The following is an 18,003-nucleotide window of genomic DNA, read 5'->3' as shown; positions in this document are numbered from 1 at the left end:
AAGACCTGGGAGTACAGTTGGATTGGACTGTGTTCCCGGGTCTTTGGTTTATATTTCCAAAATAGAAACTTTCGTATAAAATATAAGAAATTCATAGAGAAAGCAGAGTGAGTAAGATTATGGCCTCCAAAAATAAGAGCGCTTTCAAAAACTCCGGAATCTTTAACAAAATGATTATGCTGATTTCATTTTTGCTCCTGCTGTCCTTCCTGTTTTCGCTCATCTTCCTGCAGTATGTATACCGCATTTATGACCATCAAATTTATGAAAAATCGTCTGAGGTGCTGGGAATGTCCTCGATCAGCATTGAGAATGAGCTCAAGGAATTGGAGCAGTTATCCTTTACGGTAGTTTCGGATGAGCAAATTCAGCAATGCCTGCGGCAACTACAGAATGATCCTTCGCCATATGAAAGGCAGCTCCTGCATAACAAAATCATTAACCGGCTGGTAGCCTTTGCGGGTGCAGAGAAGTATGTCTACTCGATGATGCTGATGGATACGAACGGTGGAGCAATGACAGCAGGCAACCGGGAGGGAGTGTCCCAATCGCTGCAGGATGAGTTGAAACCGCTTGCGGCAGCGGGTGCGGGCAGTAATGTCTGGTACACCCAAGGCAGCAAGAACTCCCTGCTGGCCGTGCGCCAGATCAAGTCGTACACCGGCTCGACCTTCACGCTGGATAATCTGGGCACATTGGTTATCCGCATCCGCGTAGATCGGATCATAGCTGACAGCACCAGCATGACGGAGGATGGCGGTCAGCTTATTGTCATTGATAAGGCGACCAGCCGGACCGTCTATCCCGGAAAGCCGCTGCTGTTACCCCAGGAGCTGGCGAAAGAGGTACACCGGCCTGAATCCTACCGTACTGCCAGCTACAGCAAAGGGACGTATTTTGTAGTCAAGACCGGCTCCTCCTACATGAACTGGACCTACATCAATGCTACCCCCTTTAATGAAATGTTCAAGCAGATTACTTTTGTCAAAAGACTGGTTGTATTCGTCTTCGCGTGCATTTTGTTATTGGGGCTGCTGCTGGGCTACCGGCTGGCCCGGAGTCTGGTAAGGCCCATCTCCAAGCTGACGGAGAAAATGAAGCGGATCGAAAAAGGCGATCTGGATAATCTGGAGGAGCAAGCGCTTGGGTTCGTCTCACAAACGGCCCAGGATGAGGTAAGCCAGCTATACCGCACCTTCAAAATGATGATCCGCCGGATCAGAGAGCTGATTGATGAGAATTATGCCAAACAACTGGTGATCCGGGAGACGGAGCTGAAGGCGCTGCAGGCGCAAATCAACCCCCATTTTCTCTACAATACGCTGGAGTCCATTAACTGGCTGGCGAAGGTGAACAAGCAGGCCCAAATTTCAGAAATGGTGGAGGCGCTGGGATTCCTGCTGCGCAGCTCCATCGGGCTGAAAGATCCGCTGATTACGCTGGAGAAGGAGCTTAGCATTGTCCGAAGCTATATCACTATTCAGCGCACGCGGTTTGAGGAGCGGCTGGATTTTCATATGGATATCCCGGAGGAGCTGCAGGATGCTCTGATTCCCAAGCTGACACTGCAGCCGCTGGTCGAGAACGCTATCCGTTATGCGCTTGAACCGAATATTGAGCCTTGCACGATTTCAATCTCCATTGCCCGTCAGGAGGAAACGCTTGATCTTAAGGTCAGGGATAACGGTCCGGGAATGACCGGTGAATTCATTCGGGAGCTGCTGCAGGGTAAAATCCAGACCCGGGGGGAAGGGATCGGACTGGCAAATATAACGGAGCGGGTGCAGCTTGTTTTTGGACAGGGATGGGGAATGGAAATTGAAAGCCAGCCGGGAGAAGGGACAACGATTCATGTGCGTATCCCCTATTTGAGAGGAGAGGTCAGACATGTATAAATTGCTGCTTGTTGACGATGAACGCTTGATTCTGGAAGGAATTTCACAGGTGGTGGATTGGGAGAAGGCGGGAACTGAGCTTGCAGGGACGGCCCGCAACGGGCTTGAGGCGCTGGAGAAAATTGAGGCACTGGCCCCTGATATTGTGATCACCGACATTTCGATGCCGGGGCTGGATGGACTAGGACTGGTAGAGCGCTGCAGTGAAAAGTTCCCCGCCATAAAGTTCATTATGCTGACTGGATACAAGGATTTCGATTATGCCTGCACCGCCATGCAGCACGGGGTCAAGCATTATTTGCTGAAGCCCTGCAATGAGCAGCAAATTCATGAAGCATTGATAGAGCTTGTGAAGGAACTTGATGAGCGAAAGAGCCGTGAGCGGTTCGTCACCGAGATGAAGCATAGGCTGACCAAGGTGCTGCCCCATGTCAAAGAGCAGTTTCTAAAGGAATGGATCTCCAATAAAACCTATGGCAGTTATGATCTCGACTACTATCAAGAGCTGTTTGGCACCCGGCTCGACGACAAAAGCGTAAGGCTGATTCTGCTGCATTTGGAGGGTTCCTTTGAATATGAGCATCTGTTCGCGCTGCAAAATATTGCAAAAGACATGCTCTCTGAGGTGCTCCTCAGCACGACCATCGGTTCCCATGTGCTGATTCTGCTGGAGCAGCCGGAAGATGGGGGGCAGCAGGCCGATTTGCTCGAGCGGATTGCTGAAGTGAAGGAGATTTTTCATAATTTCTATAAAATCCATGTCACAATTGCGGTAAGCGACCAGGGCCGGATGATCCACTCCCGCTCTCTGTACCGGCAGACCCTGCAGTGCCTGAATCACCGTTTTTATCTGGAGGAGGGTAGTCTGATCACAGGGAGCGACATCCCGGCAGATGAGCTGAGCGGCAAAAATGAGATTGATCTGGAGGAGGAGCAAATCTGCCTGTTAATTAAGGCGGGGGATCAAAACGCAGTCGAAGCCGAGCTGGAACGGTTATTTGGCGTATTATCAGAGCAGCGTTTTGATATCAATGTGACCCGCTCCTATGTGCTCCAGCTCTATTCGGCGATGATCAGACTATGCATACCTGAGGAACGGAGCACTTTTACTTCAGGACTGGCGGAGCTGGCAGAGCTGGGCAATTTGAGCAGTCTGAAAGCTTTTGTCAAAAAAGAGGCCGGACGTCTTACCCAGATGTATGACCGCCATTTCGTGACCCGCCAATCCTCCATCGTGGACAAGATGCTCCGCATTATTGAGGAGGACTATTGCAATTCGGAGCTTTCTCTTAGCTCGGTCGCCGCTGAAATGCTGTACATGAACCCGGATTACCTTGGGAAAATCTTCAAAAAAGTGACCGGCGAGAAATTTTCCAACTATGTGACCCATTACCGGATTGGCAAAGCCTCCGAACATATTATCCGCAGCGGAGACGTTAAGGTGTTCGAATTGGCGGAGCTGTACGGCTTCGGCGGCAATGCCCAGTATTTCAGCCAGGTGTTCAAGAAGGTGACCGGCAGGACGCCTACGGATTTTATGAAGCCGCAAGTGAATGGGACAGGTGAATGAACCTGATTATTGAACAAAGATAACGGTTTTTTGTATTCAAGAATGGGCCAGGATTTGCGAAAATTTACACATGGAAGCGTTACCAGTGGAACTGGTCTTCCTGCTCACTATCATTTTACGAAAAGGGGAGAGTTGAATTTGAAAAAGAGATTCGCATTATTGGCCGTTCCCATGCTGTTATCCTTGCTGGCCGGATGTGGCGGAAACAACAGCAATAACGCCAAGGATTCGGCAGCCACAAACGCCGCGGGCAACCAGGCGTCAGCACCAGCCGCCAGCAGCTCGTCAGAGCCGGTAACTCTACGGATTGCCTGGTGGGGCGGGGATACGCGTCATTCTTATACACAGCAGGTCATTGATATGTATGAAGAACAGAACCCTAACGTAAAGATTGAACCGGAATATGCTTCCTTTGATGATTACTGGAAAAAGCTTGCTCCTCAGGCCGCAGCCAACCGTTTACCCGATATCGTGCAAATGGATGTGTCTTATATCAATCAATATGGCTCGAATGGGCAACTGGAGGATATGACCTCTTATCTGAACAAAAGCATTCAGGTCGGCGACGTGAACGAAAATGTCCTGGCTACCGGTAAAATCGGAGACAAGCAGTACGGGATTCCGCTGGGTGTCAACGTGCTAGGTTTTCATTATGACCCTGCGCTCTTGAAAAAGGCCGGCGTGGATTCGATTCCGGAAAATTGGACTTGGGATCAATACAAGGAAATCGCCTTGAAAGCCAAATCTGCCGGGCTCTACATTGACGGCTCGATGGCAGCGGATGTCTTTTTCAACTACTATCTGCGCACCAAAGGCTTGTCGCTCTACAACACAGACGGCTCCGGGCTTGGTTATGAAGATGATGCGCTGTTCACCGACTTCTTCGGGATGCTGTCAGACCTGATTGCGAAAGGTGCAGTTCCGTCACAAGACAAACTGAGCCAGAACAAGGGTGTAATCGAAGAGTCGGACATTGTTAAGGGAACAGGCATCGGCGTCTGGCAGTGGTCGAACCAATATGTGGCCTTGCAAATCGCTGTTAACCGTCCGATGGCACTGGCACAAATGCCGGGACCGGATATGGAAAAAGGGCTGTACATGCAGCCAAGTATGTATTGGTCGATTACAGCCAATTCCAAAGTCAAAGAAGAAGCTGCTAAATTTATTGATTTCTGGACCAACAGTGCTGAAGCCAACAAGCTGATCAAGGGTGAGCGCGGCGTACCGATTTCCAGCAAAATCAAAGAATCCCTGGCTACGGAGCTGACGGATGCCGGCAAGCAGGTATTCCAATTCGTCGCAGATATGGAGCCTAAGACTTCTCCAATGAGCCCGCCAGTAGGCTCGCCGGAAGTAGTAGCCCTGCTGACTGACCTTGCTGAGCAAATGAACTTCGGACAGATTAAGCCGGATGCCGCTGCTGCCCAGTTCCGTAAAGAGGCTACAGAGATTCTCGCCAGCCGTTAACTGAGTGTAAGACCATACTGTGATTCTAACAAGATTGGAGTTGGAGACCTTGGCTGTGAGCAATCCTCTTACCGCTAATCCGCAGGCCTACAGAGCGAAGAAGCCGTTTGGACAGCGGCTGCGCAAAAATTTAACGGGTTATGCCTTTATCAGTCCGTTTGTGATCGGCTTCCTATGCTTCACGCTGGTGCCGATGATCATCTCGCTCTACCTGAGCTTCACCAAATATAATTTGTTCGCCCCTCCACGCTGGGTGGGGCTGGACAATTATATCAAAATGTTCACCGGTGATCCGAAATACGTACATTCTCTAACGGTAACGCTGCTGTATGTTTTCGTTGGTGTACCGCTTCGCCTGGGCTTTGCTTTGTTTGTAGCGATGATTCTCAATACGAAATCACGTATGGTAGGCGCCTACCGCACCGTGTACTATCTGCCCTCCATTATCGGCGGCAGTGTCGCCGTATCCATCATGTGGCGCAATATTTTCAGCGATACGGGAATCATCAACGGCATGCTTGGCTTTTTCGGGGTGGGACCGGTAAGCTGGTTCGGAAATCCCAATGCGGCGCTCTTCATGCTGATTACATTATCTGTATGGCAATTCGGTTCATCCATGCTGATCTTTCTGGCGGGGCTGAAAAATATCCCGACTGAAATGTATGAGGCGGCGAGTGTGGATGGAGCAAGCTTTTTCCGCAAATTCTTCAAAATCACCCTGCCGCTGCTCAGCTCCGTGATCCTGTTCAATATGGTTATGCAGACGATCAGCGCATTTATGACCTTCGTGCCAGCCTACATTATCTCCAAGGGCGAGGGCGGCCCAATGGACGGAACGATGCTTTATTCTCTGTATTTGTTCCGCCAGGCCTTCATGTTCAATAACATGGGCTACGCTTCGGCTATGGCTTGGGTGATGCTGCTGCTGGTAGGAATATTGACAGGCATTCTGTTCAAAACATCGAAATCATGGGTCTTCTACGAATCGGGAGGAGGAAAGTGAGCCATGGCGAAGAATAAAATCAAATGGCCGATCTATCACATACTTATCGGCGGTCTCGCTATCATCATGATCTACCCGATCTTATGGATGATCATGAGCTCCTTCAAAGAAAGCCGGCTGGTGTTCGTTACTGCGCAGACGCTGCTTCCGCATCCCTGGGAATGGGGCAATTACGCCAAGGGCTGGGAAGGCGTCGCCGGATATTCCTTCGGTGTCTTCATTAAGAACTCTTTAGTTATCGTTGTGGTGGCTACGGTTGGCGCGGTTTTCTCCTCGTCGCTGGTCGCCTTCGGCTTCGCCCGCAACAAATTTGTCGGCCACGGCCTGTGGTTCGGGATCATGATGATGACGCTGATGCTGCCATCGGACGTCGTACTTGTCCCGCAATATATTATTTATACGAAGCTGAACTGGCTGGACAGCATCCGGCCGATTGTCATCCCGCAGTTCTTCGGTGTACCGTTCTTTATCTTCCTGATGCTGCAGTTCATCCGCACGATTCCGGCCGAGCTGGATGAAGCGGCGACCATTGACGGCTGCGGCAAATTCCGGCTTTATTATAAGATCATTCTTCCGCTGATCCGTCCTTCGATGGCAACGGCGGCAATCTTCTCCTTCTACTGGCGCTGGGAGGACCTGCTCGGACCTGTGCTCTACCTCAATTCCCCGGCCAAATATACGGTGTCTATGGGACTCAAAATGTTCCTCGACAGCGAATCCGTATCCAACTGGGGACCGATGTTCGCGATGTCCGTGCTGAGCCTTACGCCGGTGATGCTGATTTTCTTCATCTTCCAAAAGCAGATCGTCGACGGCATCAGCACCAGCGGGCTGAAAGGCTAGTCATCGGCTGCTGATGGCAGGCGGAGTAGAAAAACGCTGGGGGAAAGGTGTGCGGTAACGTGGAAAGCTATTGTTTTGATTTTGGTCTGGAGGCTGCGGCTTCCGGCTACACCAAGGTGAAACCGGATACAGTGTATACCGCCGGGCAGGGCTATGGCTTCACACCCGGTTCGGTGGTGTTCGGGCGGTTTCGCGGTGGAAGTGACACGCTGCATAATGACTGCTGTATCCCGCAGAAAGCGAAATTTCTTGCAGATGTGCCGGACGGGATTTACAGGGTCACTGTGCTGGTCGGCGATTCTCTCGCCGATACGAGCACAGTGATTACTGCCGGGGCGGGAAAGCATGTGCTCGAACCGCTGAACGTGCCGGCAGGGCAGTATATGCGGGAAGCCTTCGCTGTGCGGGTCAGCGGAGGGCAACTGAGCCTTTCCTTCTCTGGGCCGGCTCCGCGGATTAACGCTCTGGACATTCAAGCGGATGGCGAAGCGCTGGCACTTGTGCTTGCCGGAGATTCAACCGTTACGGATCAAGGCGAGGAGGGTTATCCTTATGCGGGCTGGGGCCAATTGCTGCGGCAGTTCTTTAAGCCCGGCGTTGTCGTGGATAACCGCGCCTTATCGGGACGCAGCACAAAAAGCTTCATCAGCGAGGGCCATCTGCAGCGGATCGCCGCCGAGCTTCGGCCGCGCGATTATCTGTTCATCCAGTTCGGCCACAATGACTCCAAACCGGATGAAGCCCGTCATACCGAGCCTTATACAACCTATAAGGAGCATCTGCTGCAGATGATTACCGCCGCCCGGGACGCTGGCGCGAATCCGGTGCTTGTTACCCCGATGCACCGGCGGCGGTTCGACCGTGAGGGTAGCATTGTGGACACGCATGGCGATTATTTGCCGGCAATGCGGGAGCTTGCGGCTGAGGAGCAGGTGCCGCTGATTGATCTGGAGCCGCGCAGCCGCAAGCTTTTTGAAGCCTATGGACCGGAAGGCAGCAAGGAGCTGTTCATGTGGAGTTATCCCGGGGAGTATCTCCGTCACCCCGCCGGTGTGCAGGACAACACGCACTTTCAGATCCTTGGCGCGCGCCTCCTGGCACAGCTTGTGGTCGAGGGCATCCGCGAGGCCGGATTGAACGACCTTATCATTCACTTGCGCCAGGGTGAATGAGATTAAGTGGTGATAAACACCACATAAGAAGAACTTGAAGAATAATGAAGAGGCCGAAGTAACGGAGGGGAAGTTTGGAACTGGAGGAGCGAAAGCGTCCGCCTTTGTTCACAGATTTCAACCGCGAGTAGCGGTTTCCAATCAAGAAATCTGTGAACAACAGCGGCCGGAAGTCCAAACATTCCCCGCAGTTACGACCAGCCCTTCAAATTGGACTTAAAGTTCAGCTTATTTAAAGAGAAAGGTGTGGAAAAGAATGCCAGCTTTTATCTACGATGAAGAACAAATCAAAGCCACCATCGACTGTGTGGTGGAGCGTACCCTGCGCATGGACTTCTCCTGGGATTGGCCGGGAGGCGTCGCTTTTTACGGAATATGCGAAGCCTATGAGGCAACGGGCAAGGAAGAATATTTACATGCGCTCAAGACATGGGTCGATGACAACATTGCCGAGGGTCTGCCCAAGCTGTCCGTAAATGGCGTGTCCATCGGACACTGTCTGATCACGCTGTATCAGGCTACAGGGGAGCAGAAGTATCTGGACATCGCCTTAGAGATGGCCGAGTTTCTGCGGCATAAGGCGGAGCGCTTCGCACAAGGGATTTTCCAGCATACAGTGAATTCCCTGAGCCATGTGTTCCCTCAGCAGGCCTGGGTGGATACGATGTTCATGGCCGGATATTTTCTGCTGCGCATGGGCTATCTGCTCGATAACCGGGAATATATCGAAGATGGATTGGTCCAGTACCACGGGCACGAGGAGTTTCTGCAGAATTCCGATACCAATCTGTATTATCATGGCTGGGATCATGTGAATCAGAATAATATGTCGGGCATCTACTGGGCACGCGGCAATTCCTGGGCGGCATTAACGATGGCCAAAGCGCTGCGGCTGGTAGAGGTCACTCATCCCTCGTTTATGATTATTGAAGGCTCGCTGCGCGACCAGCTTGCGGCGCTTGTCCGCCTACAGTCGCCTGAGGGCTTATGGCATACCGTAATTGATGATGAGACCTCTTATTTGGAAATGTCGGCATCGGCGGGGATTGCTACTGCGGTGCTGATGCAGGGCAGGCTCTATAACAAATACTCGCAGCTTGCCCTTCAGGGGATTTTGTCCAGAATCAAGGAAGATGGCACAGTGACCGAGGTATCTGCGGGCACAGCCGTGATGAATGATATCGACGGATACCGTCAAGTGCCGAAGAAGAGGATTCAAGGGTGGGGCCAAGGCCTGACGCTAGCGTATCTCTCCCAGGTGTTGCGGACGACAAGCAATCCATTTGGTTAATGGTTTCTTCTATATCACTTGAACTAAAGAAAACATAAAAAGGGCAGAGGGAGGGGAAGTTTGGAACTGTAGGAGCGGTAGCGTCCGCCTAAGAGCTTTCCGTAGGAAAGCTGGCATCGAAAGCATAGGCTGTCTGCGGATTTCCACCGCGAAGAGCGGTAACAATCAAGAAATCTGCAGACGGGCAGCGGCCGGAAGTCCAAACATTCCCCGCAGTTACGACCAGACCCCAGTATGGAATCTAAAGTTTAACTGAATATCACCTAAAGAAACGGATTCCGTCTCTTGCATGTTTCGTGCCGCTCCCAGCGACAGAAGCCTCTGCGGAGACCAGGGATGCCGTTTCTGTTTGTGAAAAGGGCTGCACATTTGCTGCATTTTTCAGGTATACTATTCCTATCTGTCTTAGAAACGAGGGCACTTATGGATATTAATCTGCACACAGAATCAATTGTTAAACTGCTTGTGGCCATGCTGTTCGGGCTGTTCATCGGCATCGACCGCCAATTGAAACAGAAGCCGCTGGGAATTCGGACCAGTATGGTCATCAGTATTGCGAGCTGTCTGGTGACGCTCGTCTCCATTCACGCATACGACAAGTTTGGAGGAACGAATCATCCAAGTATGGACCCTATGCGTCTGGCGGCGCAGATTGTCAGCGGGATCGGGTTCCTGGGAGCGGGAGTGATCCTGCGCCGGGGCGGGGATGCCATTTCCGGCCTGACCTCGGCGGCGCTGATCTGGACAGCATCGGGGATCGGCATCGCGGTCGGCGCGGGCTTTTTTGTGGAAGCGGGTTATGCTGTCGTACTACTGATGTTCGCAGTGAATGCCGTACCGTACTTGATCAAGCTTATGGGGCCGCAGGTGCTGAACAAGCATGAAATTTCCGTCAGAATTATTATGCAGCCGAATTATGTGCTGACTGACGTGATTCAAAAAATTGAGCAGCGCCAGGCGGCAGACTCCAGAAAATCGAAAAAAAACGGACGGATCATCCGGCGCACGACGATTAAGGATCTTGAGGATGGCAGACAGGTGATCGAAATGCTGATCTCTGCCCCTGACCGTGAATATGTTACAGAAATTTACTATGATGTGAAGAAAATCGAACATGTGATGAGCGTGGAGGTTGAACAACTGTAAAAATGACATTTTACCTCCTGGGCAGATGTGGTAATCTATCTAGGAGAGAGTCATTTTGAGATTATGGAAGGGAGAAACATTTAATGTCAATTACAGCATTTGAAGGACAATACGAGGGAGAAGCGGCAATCTGGCTGAAAGCTGGCCGTTATGAGGCAGCGGTACTGCCCGGAATCGGCGGCAACCTGATCTGCTTCCGCGATACCGAAAACGGTTACCGTTTCCTGCATGAGCCGGGTGCGGAAGAGATGGAAGCGTTTAAGGCTAATCCGGGGATTCATGGCATCCCGGTATTGTTTCCGCCGAACCGTTATGAGGATGGGAAATTTCCGTGGAATGGACAAACCTATCAGCTCCCGGTCAATGAAGCAGCAACCGGCAACCATCTGCACGGGTTCTTACATACAGCGGCTTGGCAGGTTGAGGAATTCGGCGCCAGCAAGAATGAAAGCTTCGTGACTGTAGCGGTTAAAGTGGATGAAAATCATCCGTCTTACCAGTACCTTCCATTCAAATACACGATCAAGCTGCGCTACAGCCTGGGAGAAGGAGGTTTGTCCCAGCACTTGCAGGTGCATAATGATGGGGAGGAGCTTATGCCTTGCCTGCTCGCCTTCCACACGGCGATTAATGCACCGTTCGCACCTGGAAGCTCGCCGCAGGATTACCGCGTGAAGCTGACACTTGGCAAACGCTGGGAGCTTAATAACCGCATGCTGCCGACAGGCGCATTCCAGGAGCTTACTGCCGATGAGGTTGCAATGCGTGACGAAGGGTTATATCCTTTCTACGCGCCGATGGACAACCATTACACCGCTGTGGCCCAGAATGGACGCAACCGCATGGAGCTTACGGACAGCAAAGCCGGAGTTACTCTTGTATATGATGTCGGAACCTCCTACAAGCAATGGATGATCTGGAACAACGGCGCAACAGAAGGCTTCTTCTGCCCAGAGCCGCAGATCAATCTGGTCAATGCACCTAAGGTGAATCTGCCTGCAGAAGAAATTGGTCTATTCAGCCTCGCGCCAGGCGAATATTGGGAAGAAACCGGCCGCTTGTACGTGAAATAGTTTATCCTATCCGTATAGATAGCAGGTGCATACGGGGGGCAGAGATTTTTTTCTGCGCCCTGTTTTTTTGCTGCCGCTTTTTAAGCCTCCTTTAAGAAAAGAGGTGTATACTATTCGTTTAGACAGATAGGAGTGGATTGCATTGCGTCATTTTATACCTTCCAAAAAATTAGGAATATTCCTTCTCAGCTTGCTGCTGGGAGGTTTTGTGCTGAACTTTTTTATGCAGGCAGCTTCACTTAAAATGGATTTCATGAGTGTATTTACATGGATTGGGCAATCCTATTGGCTGTATGCATGTGGAAGCTTGTTGTTTTTCTTTATTCTTTTGGCCTTTTCGGTGGTTTTACCCAATATCTATGCGGGGCCGGCGCTTGCTTCAGTACTGATCCTTTTGCTGGGCATTGCCAACTACAAGAAACAGCACACGACGGGGGAGCCGCTATTCCCCTGGGATTTGATGCTGCTGAAAAATGCCTCTGAAATGAGCAAAATCACCAAAGGCATGATCTCTCCGCTGGCCATTGGCCTTGCGGCTCTGCTGGTCGCCGGAGGGATCTGGCTAATCGTCAAGCTGCCCAAAGTCAAAATTCAACTGCCGCTGCGACTCTTGTTTACAGCCGTTTCCGCTGGTATGATTGCCGGCTTTATTCTATTGGTCAGCGGGCAGGCAACGTTCGCCTCCTCGCTGAATTACCAGAATATTTTCTGGAACCAGAAGGTGAATTACTCGGAAAATGGCTTTGTGTTTGCTTTTGCCGGGAATCTGCGCCAGAACCTGCTAGAGAAGCCTGAGGGCTACAGCCGCAAGACTATAGAAGACATTGCTGCAAAATACAGCGTCTTGCCGGATGCAGCGTCTGCAAAAGCGCCGGCGGAGCAGCCGAATATCATGTTCATGATGGATGAGGCGTTCTTTGATCCTACCCGGCTGCCGTGCCTTGAATTCAGCGAAGATCCGCTAAAGTTTATTCACCAGCAAGAGAGTGTCACGCCAGCCGGATTCCTGCTCTCGCCTGAGTTCGGCGGCAATACGGCGAATATTGAATTTGAGGCGTTGACGGGGCTGTCGATGTATTTTCTGGGGGACGGCTCGATTCCTTACCAGCAGCGGATTGTCAAAATGTCCTCGCTGCCATCCATCGTCAGCATCCTGAAGGAGCGGGGCTACCAGACGCTTGCGCTGCATCCGTTCGACGATACGTTCTACAACCGCAACCGGGTCTATCCAGTGCTTGGCTTTGACCGGTTCACGAGCGAGAAGGATCTGCCGGATGCCGAGCGGATGACACCGAATGGTTACATCTCCGACAAAGCCGCTGTGCAGGAGGCCATCAGTGAACTGAAGGCATCGGATAACCCGACCTTTTTGCATTTGGTAACGATGCAGAATCATTTTCCCTTTACCAAAGGTCTGAATGGTCCCAATACCATTACCGTACAAGGAGGACCGGAGGACCGGAAAGATGAGCTTGAAACCTATGTTCAGGACACCAAGCTGACCGATGAGGCGCTTAGCCTTTTGCAGCAGGAGCTGAAGACGATTAAGCGGCCAACGATTGCTGTGTTCTGGGGGGATCATCTTCCGGCGCTGTCGGAGGGAATCTATACGGATGCGGGCTGGGATAAGGAGCCGAGACTTAAACATGAGACTAAGCTGATGATTCTCGCTAATTTTGATATCGGCAAGAAGCCGCTGGGCACGATCAGCCCCGCTTATCTTGGACCTACCGTATTTAAGCTGTCGGGCCAGCCGCTGACACCTTACTATAAAATGCTGGAGCAGATTCAGACAGAGCTTCCCGGCCTGAGTAAAAACGTGCTGATCGGCGCTTCCGGTGTGCTCTCCGGGCTGACTGCTGACCAGCAGGCGCTGCTGGATGACTACCGTATGGTGGAGTATGATCTGCTGGAGGGAGAAGGCTACGCCGCAGAATTGATGTATTAGACAGCCATGCCGCTCTTTCGCGGTACTCCAGACGATGAAATTTCATAGAAGACCCTCAATTTGGCTTCGCCAAATTCGAGGCTTCCATAACAATGTCCTCTGTTCGAACATCGTTATTTCAGGATAGAAGAACCGTAAATATATTGTTATAGACGGCCAGGAACCAAAGATTTAATATAAAAAAGCAGTGATCCTTTGTTATAAGCGATCCTGCTTTTTTATCTCATCCTAGTTTATTTTGAAAGGGGTTACACCTGTGAAAAAGCTGTGGCTTGTCTATGTGCTGCTGATTGGCATTTTCCTGATTTATGTGCTGAACTACAAGCTGCAGAGCAAACCCGCAGACCCGTGGGAAACAACCGGACTGCGCGGCAATATCGCAGACAAATACGTGATGGTTACGTTTCAGATCGGCATTGATTACTGGAAAAGCGTGCTGAAGGGCTTCGAGGATGCGGCAGAGGAGTTGAACGTCTCCGTAGAATATCACGGCTCGACGCAGCATAACGCGAGTGAGCAGATGACGGTGCTGGAGCAGGTCATTGCCAAGAAACCCGCCGGCATCGCGATATCAGCAGTAAATTCCAAGCTGCTTACGGCTACCATCAACAAGGCGGTGGAGAGCGGCATTCCGGTGGTGCTCTTTGACTCGGGGGCGCCGAACAGCAAAGCCTATTCGTTCCTTGGCACAGATAATTACAATGCAGGGGTCGAGGCGGCGCGGAAGATGGCCGAGCTTACCGGAGGCAAAGGCGAGGTCGCGATTATTACAACCCCTGACCAGCATAATCATCAGGAACGGACTGAAGGATTCAGCTACACCATCCGCAGCGAATTTCCGTGGATGAAGCTGGTGGCGGTGAAGGATGGCCGTGGTGACCAAGTCGCTTCCCGGAAAGCGGCGGAGCAGCTTTTGACCCAGTATCCGCAGCTTGCGGGGATTTTTGCCACAGAGTCGAATGGCGGGATCGGTGTGGCTGAAGCGGTGGAAGCGCAGCAGGGCAGCATGTCAACACTGAAGATTATCAGCTTCGACACGGATAAAGGCACGCTTGATCTGGTGAAGGAAGGGAAGATCGCGGCAACGATGGCGCAGGGAACCTGGAATATGGGCTATTGGTCTTTAATGGAGCTGTTCCAATTGCACCGTAATCTGGCCGAGAATCCGAATGCATATCTCGGGAACAAGCCGCTGCCCGTGCCGGATACGGTGGATACCGGAATCGACGTGGTCACCCGGGCCAATGTGGACAACTACTATGCCAAATAGGCTGCTGCAGAGGAGGAAATGCGGATGCGAAGAGGCAGCCTGACCGTGGAGAAGCTGAAGTTCAACAATTTGCCGATCCGTTATAAGCTGATTATCCATTTTCTGCTGATCAGTATTCTGCCGTCGATCGGGCTCGGGCTGCTGATTGGCTGGACCGTTGACCGTATTGTGGAGCAGCAGAGCAACGAGAATACGATGCAACTGATCGGCAAGGTCAACTCGGCGCTGGAGAATGATGCAGAGAATCTGCAGAAAATCACCTATCTGATCTCCTTTGACCCGGGGGTTCAGGCGTTTCTGAAGGGCACGATGAAGAATCCGGCACAAGCCGCAGGCACGGGAGTCAAAGGGGAGTCAGCAGAATATAACATCCGCAAGTTTCTTCAGGGCTTTACAACACTCAGCTCCGAGATTGCCGGGATCATGCTCGTTAACCGGGATGGAGATTTCATCAGCAACGAAATGTATACCCGCCCCGGTACGCGTCTGACTAGCGAGAAGTGGTACAAGGAAGCCGTATCCAATAAAGGAATTTTCAAAATTGTAGGGCATCCCTACGGCCGCGCGGTCATGTCACATGTGGAATACAAGGAGAGCGAGGTTGTGTCAGCCGTCCGGGCGATTATTGATCCAGAGACACAAGTCGTTCAGGGGGTTGTGCTCGTGGATCTGAAGCTGCGTGTCATTGCTGAAACGGCCAAGGACGTTACACTGGGCAAAACCGGCTACCTGACAGTGTTCGATGAACGGGGAGAACTGATCTATGCGCCACAGCATCCTTTTATGAAAAACATCCCTGCAGGCCTGTTCACCGGAACCTCAGGCATTACTTCAGAGCGGGTAGACGGCCGTGATTTGCAGTTGATCTACAGAACCTCATCCTTTACGGGCTGGACGACCCTGGGCGTGTTCCCGATGGAAGAGTCAGCCTTTGGGGTGCGGGAGATTACCTTTAATGTCGTCACCTTCGTATTTGTTGTCTGCTTGCTGGGCATGACCGCTTCGTTCTATCTGGCCTATTCCATTTCCCGTCCGATTGGACAGCTTGCCTCCTTCATGAGCAAGGCGCAGTCGGGGGATTTGACGATTCGCTACTGGGGCAACCGCTCTGACGAAATCGGCCTGCTCGGCCGCAGCTTCAACACCATGCTCGCTCAGATTTCCCGGCTGCTTGCCTTGACGGAGCTGCAGGCGCGGCAGAAGCGGGAGGCGGAGCTGCGCAGTCTGCAGGCGCATATCAAGCCGCATTTTCTGTACAATACCTTGGATACTATACACTGGATGGCCCGTAGCAAAGGGGCGGAGGATATTGCCGAGGTGGTGCAATCTCTCTCCAAGCTGTTCCGGCTGGGTCTCAGCAAGGGCAGTGATCTTGTTCCACTCTCCGATGAACTGGAGCATATCGTAAGCTATCTGAAAATCCAGCATGTCCGCTACAGCAGCAAGTTGAATTACAGTATTCATGTAGAACCTCAGCTACAGGAGCTGTATGTGCTGAAGCTGCTCCTGCAGCCGATTGTGGAAAATGCAATTTATCACGGAATCAAGGAGCGGCGCGGTCCCGGACAGCTTGCCATCGAGGTGACCCAGCGGGAAGGCGATCTGATCTTAACCGTTCGCGATGACGGAGCAGGTATGCCACATGAGCGCCTTGTCATGCTGCAGCAGCGTTTGGAGGCAGTGGGGAGCACAGCCTTCGATACCGCTGAAACGGAGCAGCCCTTGCCGGGCAGCGCGGGGAGCGGGTATGGCATCCTGAATGTGCAGGCCCGGATCAGACTCACTTACGGCGAGCCTTACGGACTCAGCATTGAAAGTGAACAGGGCGCAGGAACGGTAGTGACTGTCCGCCATCCGGTGGTCCGCAGCAGCTATCCGGATGATTAATGAGAATTGGAGGAACCTTGAGCGCATGGATGACTGGAAGGTATTGATTGCCGATGACGAAGCGATTATCCGTGACGGCATTAGACAATGTGTGGATTGGGAAGAGCTTGGCATGCAGGTGGTGGCGGAAGCGGAGGACGGCGAAGAGGCTCTGGAGCTGGCTATCCGCAATGAAGTGCATATTGCGCTGGTCGATCTGAATATGCCGATCATGCATGGCATCGAGCTGATGAAGAAGCTGAGAGAGCACCTGCCGCACTGCAAAATCATCGTGATCACCGGACATGATGAGTTCTCGTATGCCCAGGAGTCGATCCGCCTGCAGGTGAATGATTACATTCTCAAGCCCGCAGAGCCGAAGCAGCTCATGCAGGTGCTGCGCGGTGTCAGGGATGAGCTGCAGCTTGAGCAGCAAAAAAGCCAGCATCTGCAGCAGGCCTCCCGTCAGATTCTCAAGAACTTTCCGCTGCTGCGGGAACGCTTCTGCCAGGAGTGGCTGGAAGGCAGCTTAAGCCAGAGCGAAATCAGAGAGCAGCTGCGTTTCCTGCAATTGCCAGAGGAGCGGCCGGAGCTGATCGGCATCATCCGCTGGAGATGGGAAGCCCATCCGTCAGGACTGAAGGAGAAGGAGCGGCAGTTGTTTCTGTTCGCGATTGAGAATATCGTCTCGGAGCTGCTGCAGGATTATCCCAAGGCCGTTTTTCGCGATGCCGCCGGCCAGATCATCATTCTGCTCTGGGATGCTGCGGGAGAGAAGGTGCTGGCCGGGGCTGAAGCGGTGGTGCGGAGCAACCTCAAAATCGCTGCCCAAGTGGCAACACAGGCCGTACAAGGTGATATTACCGGGCTGGCTGCGGCCTATCGCAAATGCAGAACGGCCCTTTCGCAGGAGCAGCCGCTGTCGCCTTTGGTCCGCAGAGCCAGGCAGTATATGCTGGAGCACTACGGTGAATACGGGCTTACCCTGGAATCCATAGCCGGCAGCCTTCAGGCTTCGCCGGTCTATCTTAGCCGGTTGTTCAAGCAGGAGCTGGGCGAATCCTTCGGAACCTACCTGACGCAAATCCGCATCCGCAAAGCAGCGCAGCTGCTCCACTCGACAGAGCTGAGCATTCTTGAGGTGGCCGAGCGCACAGGCTACGAAACCCAGCATTATTTCAGCACTGCGTTTAAGAAGCAAACCGGCGTCTCTCCCCTGCAATTCCGTAAAGGCGTGCTGCGGAGCGAAGAGGACTTAACTTGAGCATCCAATAAAAAAACCAATAAATACCGTTTCGGCTGGAGCCGCGTTCCTTATCCTGAGGAGCGCGGCTTTATTCATTTTCTAAATGAAAACGCTGACAAAGGTTGTTTTTTTATAAAAACAGTAGCCTGAGTGTAAATACGCCTCCCTGTCCCCCTTGCTATACTCAACTTGTCAAGCGGAAGGTATCCGCTA

General features: G+C 52.1%; 13 protein-coding genes. All 13 read left to right on the top strand.

Translation table 11 applies throughout. The features are described from left to right. Window positions 1–119: 119 nt before the first annotated feature. The 13 genes from ACX1DY_RS19165 to ACX1DY_RS19105 all read left to right on the top strand — a co-directional run bounded on the left by ACX1DY_RS19165 (window position 120) and on the right by ACX1DY_RS19105 (window position 17,808). Entirely contained in the window at window positions 120–1,895 is a 1,776-nt protein-coding gene (locus ACX1DY_RS19165) for a sensor histidine kinase (RefSeq protein ID WP_458965930.1), read from the top strand. Then, window positions 1,888–3,465 carry a response regulator transcription factor gene (locus ACX1DY_RS19160; RefSeq protein ID WP_458965799.1) on the top strand — a complete coding sequence of 526 codons (1,578 nt, stop codon included), beginning with the start codon at window positions 1,888–1,890 and terminating at the stop codon, window positions 3,463–3,465. The genes ACX1DY_RS19165 and ACX1DY_RS19160 overlap by 8 nt, the downstream gene beginning before the upstream one ends. A 138-nt stretch (window positions 3,466–3,603) precedes the next feature. Next, a complete protein-coding gene (locus ACX1DY_RS19155) occupies window positions 3,604–4,932 on the top strand; it encodes an ABC transporter substrate-binding protein (protein WP_458965798.1) in 1,329 nt (442 codons plus the stop codon). Between the two features lie 118 nt (window positions 4,933–5,050). Beyond that, window positions 5,051–5,935, top strand: coding sequence for a carbohydrate ABC transporter permease (locus ACX1DY_RS19150; RefSeq protein WP_458965929.1), 885 nt, complete (start codon window positions 5,051–5,053; stop codon window positions 5,933–5,935). Window positions 5,936–5,938: 3 nt separating this feature from the next. Then, window positions 5,939–6,778 carry a carbohydrate ABC transporter permease gene (locus ACX1DY_RS19145; protein ID WP_458965797.1) on the top strand — a complete coding sequence of 280 codons (840 nt, stop codon included), beginning with the start codon at window positions 5,939–5,941 and terminating at the stop codon, window positions 6,776–6,778. 59 nt (window positions 6,779–6,837) lie between these two features. Then, window positions 6,838–7,950 carry a rhamnogalacturonan acetylesterase gene (locus ACX1DY_RS19140; RefSeq protein ID WP_458965796.1) on the top strand — a complete coding sequence of 371 codons (1,113 nt, stop codon included), beginning with the start codon at window positions 6,838–6,840 and terminating at the stop codon, window positions 7,948–7,950. 256 nt (window positions 7,951–8,206) lie between these two features. Further along, a complete protein-coding gene (locus ACX1DY_RS19135) occupies window positions 8,207–9,241 on the top strand; it encodes a glycoside hydrolase family 88/105 protein (RefSeq protein WP_458965795.1) in 1,035 nt (344 codons plus the stop codon). A 423-nt stretch (window positions 9,242–9,664) separates the two neighbouring features. After that, entirely contained in the window at window positions 9,665–10,387 is a 723-nt protein-coding gene (locus tag ACX1DY_RS19130; RefSeq protein WP_458965794.1) for an MgtC/SapB family protein, read from the top strand. Between the two features lie 83 nt (window positions 10,388–10,470). After that, the gene (locus tag ACX1DY_RS19125) at window positions 10,471–11,460 is read left to right on the top strand and encodes an aldose epimerase family protein (protein ID WP_458965793.1); all 990 of its coding nucleotides are present in this window, start codon (window positions 10,471–10,473) and stop codon (window positions 11,458–11,460) included. 208 nt (window positions 11,461–11,668) lie between these two features. Next, window positions 11,669–13,408, top strand: coding sequence for an LTA synthase family protein (locus ACX1DY_RS19120; protein ID WP_458965792.1), 1,740 nt, complete (start codon window positions 11,669–11,671; stop codon window positions 13,406–13,408). Window positions 13,409–13,664: 256 nt separating this feature from the next. Beyond that, on the top strand, window positions 13,665–14,678 hold the full coding sequence (locus tag ACX1DY_RS19115; RefSeq protein WP_458965791.1) for a substrate-binding domain-containing protein: 1,014 nt from the start codon (window positions 13,665–13,667) through the stop codon (window positions 14,676–14,678). A gap of 24 nt (window positions 14,679–14,702) precedes the next feature. Further along, a complete protein-coding gene (locus ACX1DY_RS19110) occupies window positions 14,703–16,565 on the top strand; it encodes a cache domain-containing sensor histidine kinase (RefSeq protein WP_458965790.1) in 1,863 nt (620 codons plus the stop codon). A gap of 25 nt (window positions 16,566–16,590) precedes the next feature. Then, entirely contained in the window at window positions 16,591–17,808 is a 1,218-nt protein-coding gene (locus ACX1DY_RS19105; protein WP_458965789.1) for a response regulator transcription factor, read from the top strand. Window positions 17,809–18,003: the final 195 nt, after the last annotated feature.

It is taken from the genome of Paenibacillus sp. BAC0078, assembly GCF_054483875.1.
This window is presented reverse-complemented; position numbering and strand designations above follow the sequence as displayed.

What these genes read in the sequence shown, in the direction of transcription:
- ACX1DY_RS19165 (WP_458965930.1), top strand. Translation starts at nt 120, where the DNA reads ATGGCCTCCAAAAATAAGAGCGCTTTCAAAAACTCCGGAATCTTTAAC.
- ACX1DY_RS19160 (WP_458965799.1), top strand. Translation starts at nt 1,888, where the DNA reads ATGTATAAATTGCTGCTTGTTGACGATGAACGCTTGATTCTGGAAGGA.
- ACX1DY_RS19145 (WP_458965797.1), top strand. Translation starts at nt 5,939, where the DNA reads ATGGCGAAGAATAAAATCAAATGGCCGATCTATCACATACTTATCGGC.
- ACX1DY_RS19135 (WP_458965795.1), top strand. Translation starts at nt 8,207, where the DNA reads ATGCCAGCTTTTATCTACGATGAAGAACAAATCAAAGCCACCATCGAC.
- ACX1DY_RS19130 (WP_458965794.1), top strand. Translation starts at nt 9,665, where the DNA reads ATGGATATTAATCTGCACACAGAATCAATTGTTAAACTGCTTGTGGCC.
- ACX1DY_RS19125 (WP_458965793.1), top strand. Translation starts at nt 10,471, where the DNA reads ATGTCAATTACAGCATTTGAAGGACAATACGAGGGAGAAGCGGCAATC.
- ACX1DY_RS19110 (WP_458965790.1), top strand. Translation starts at nt 14,703, where the DNA reads ATGCGAAGAGGCAGCCTGACCGTGGAGAAGCTGAAGTTCAACAATTTG.
- ACX1DY_RS19105 (WP_458965789.1), top strand. Translation starts at nt 16,591, where the DNA reads ATGGATGACTGGAAGGTATTGATTGCCGATGACGAAGCGATTATCCGT.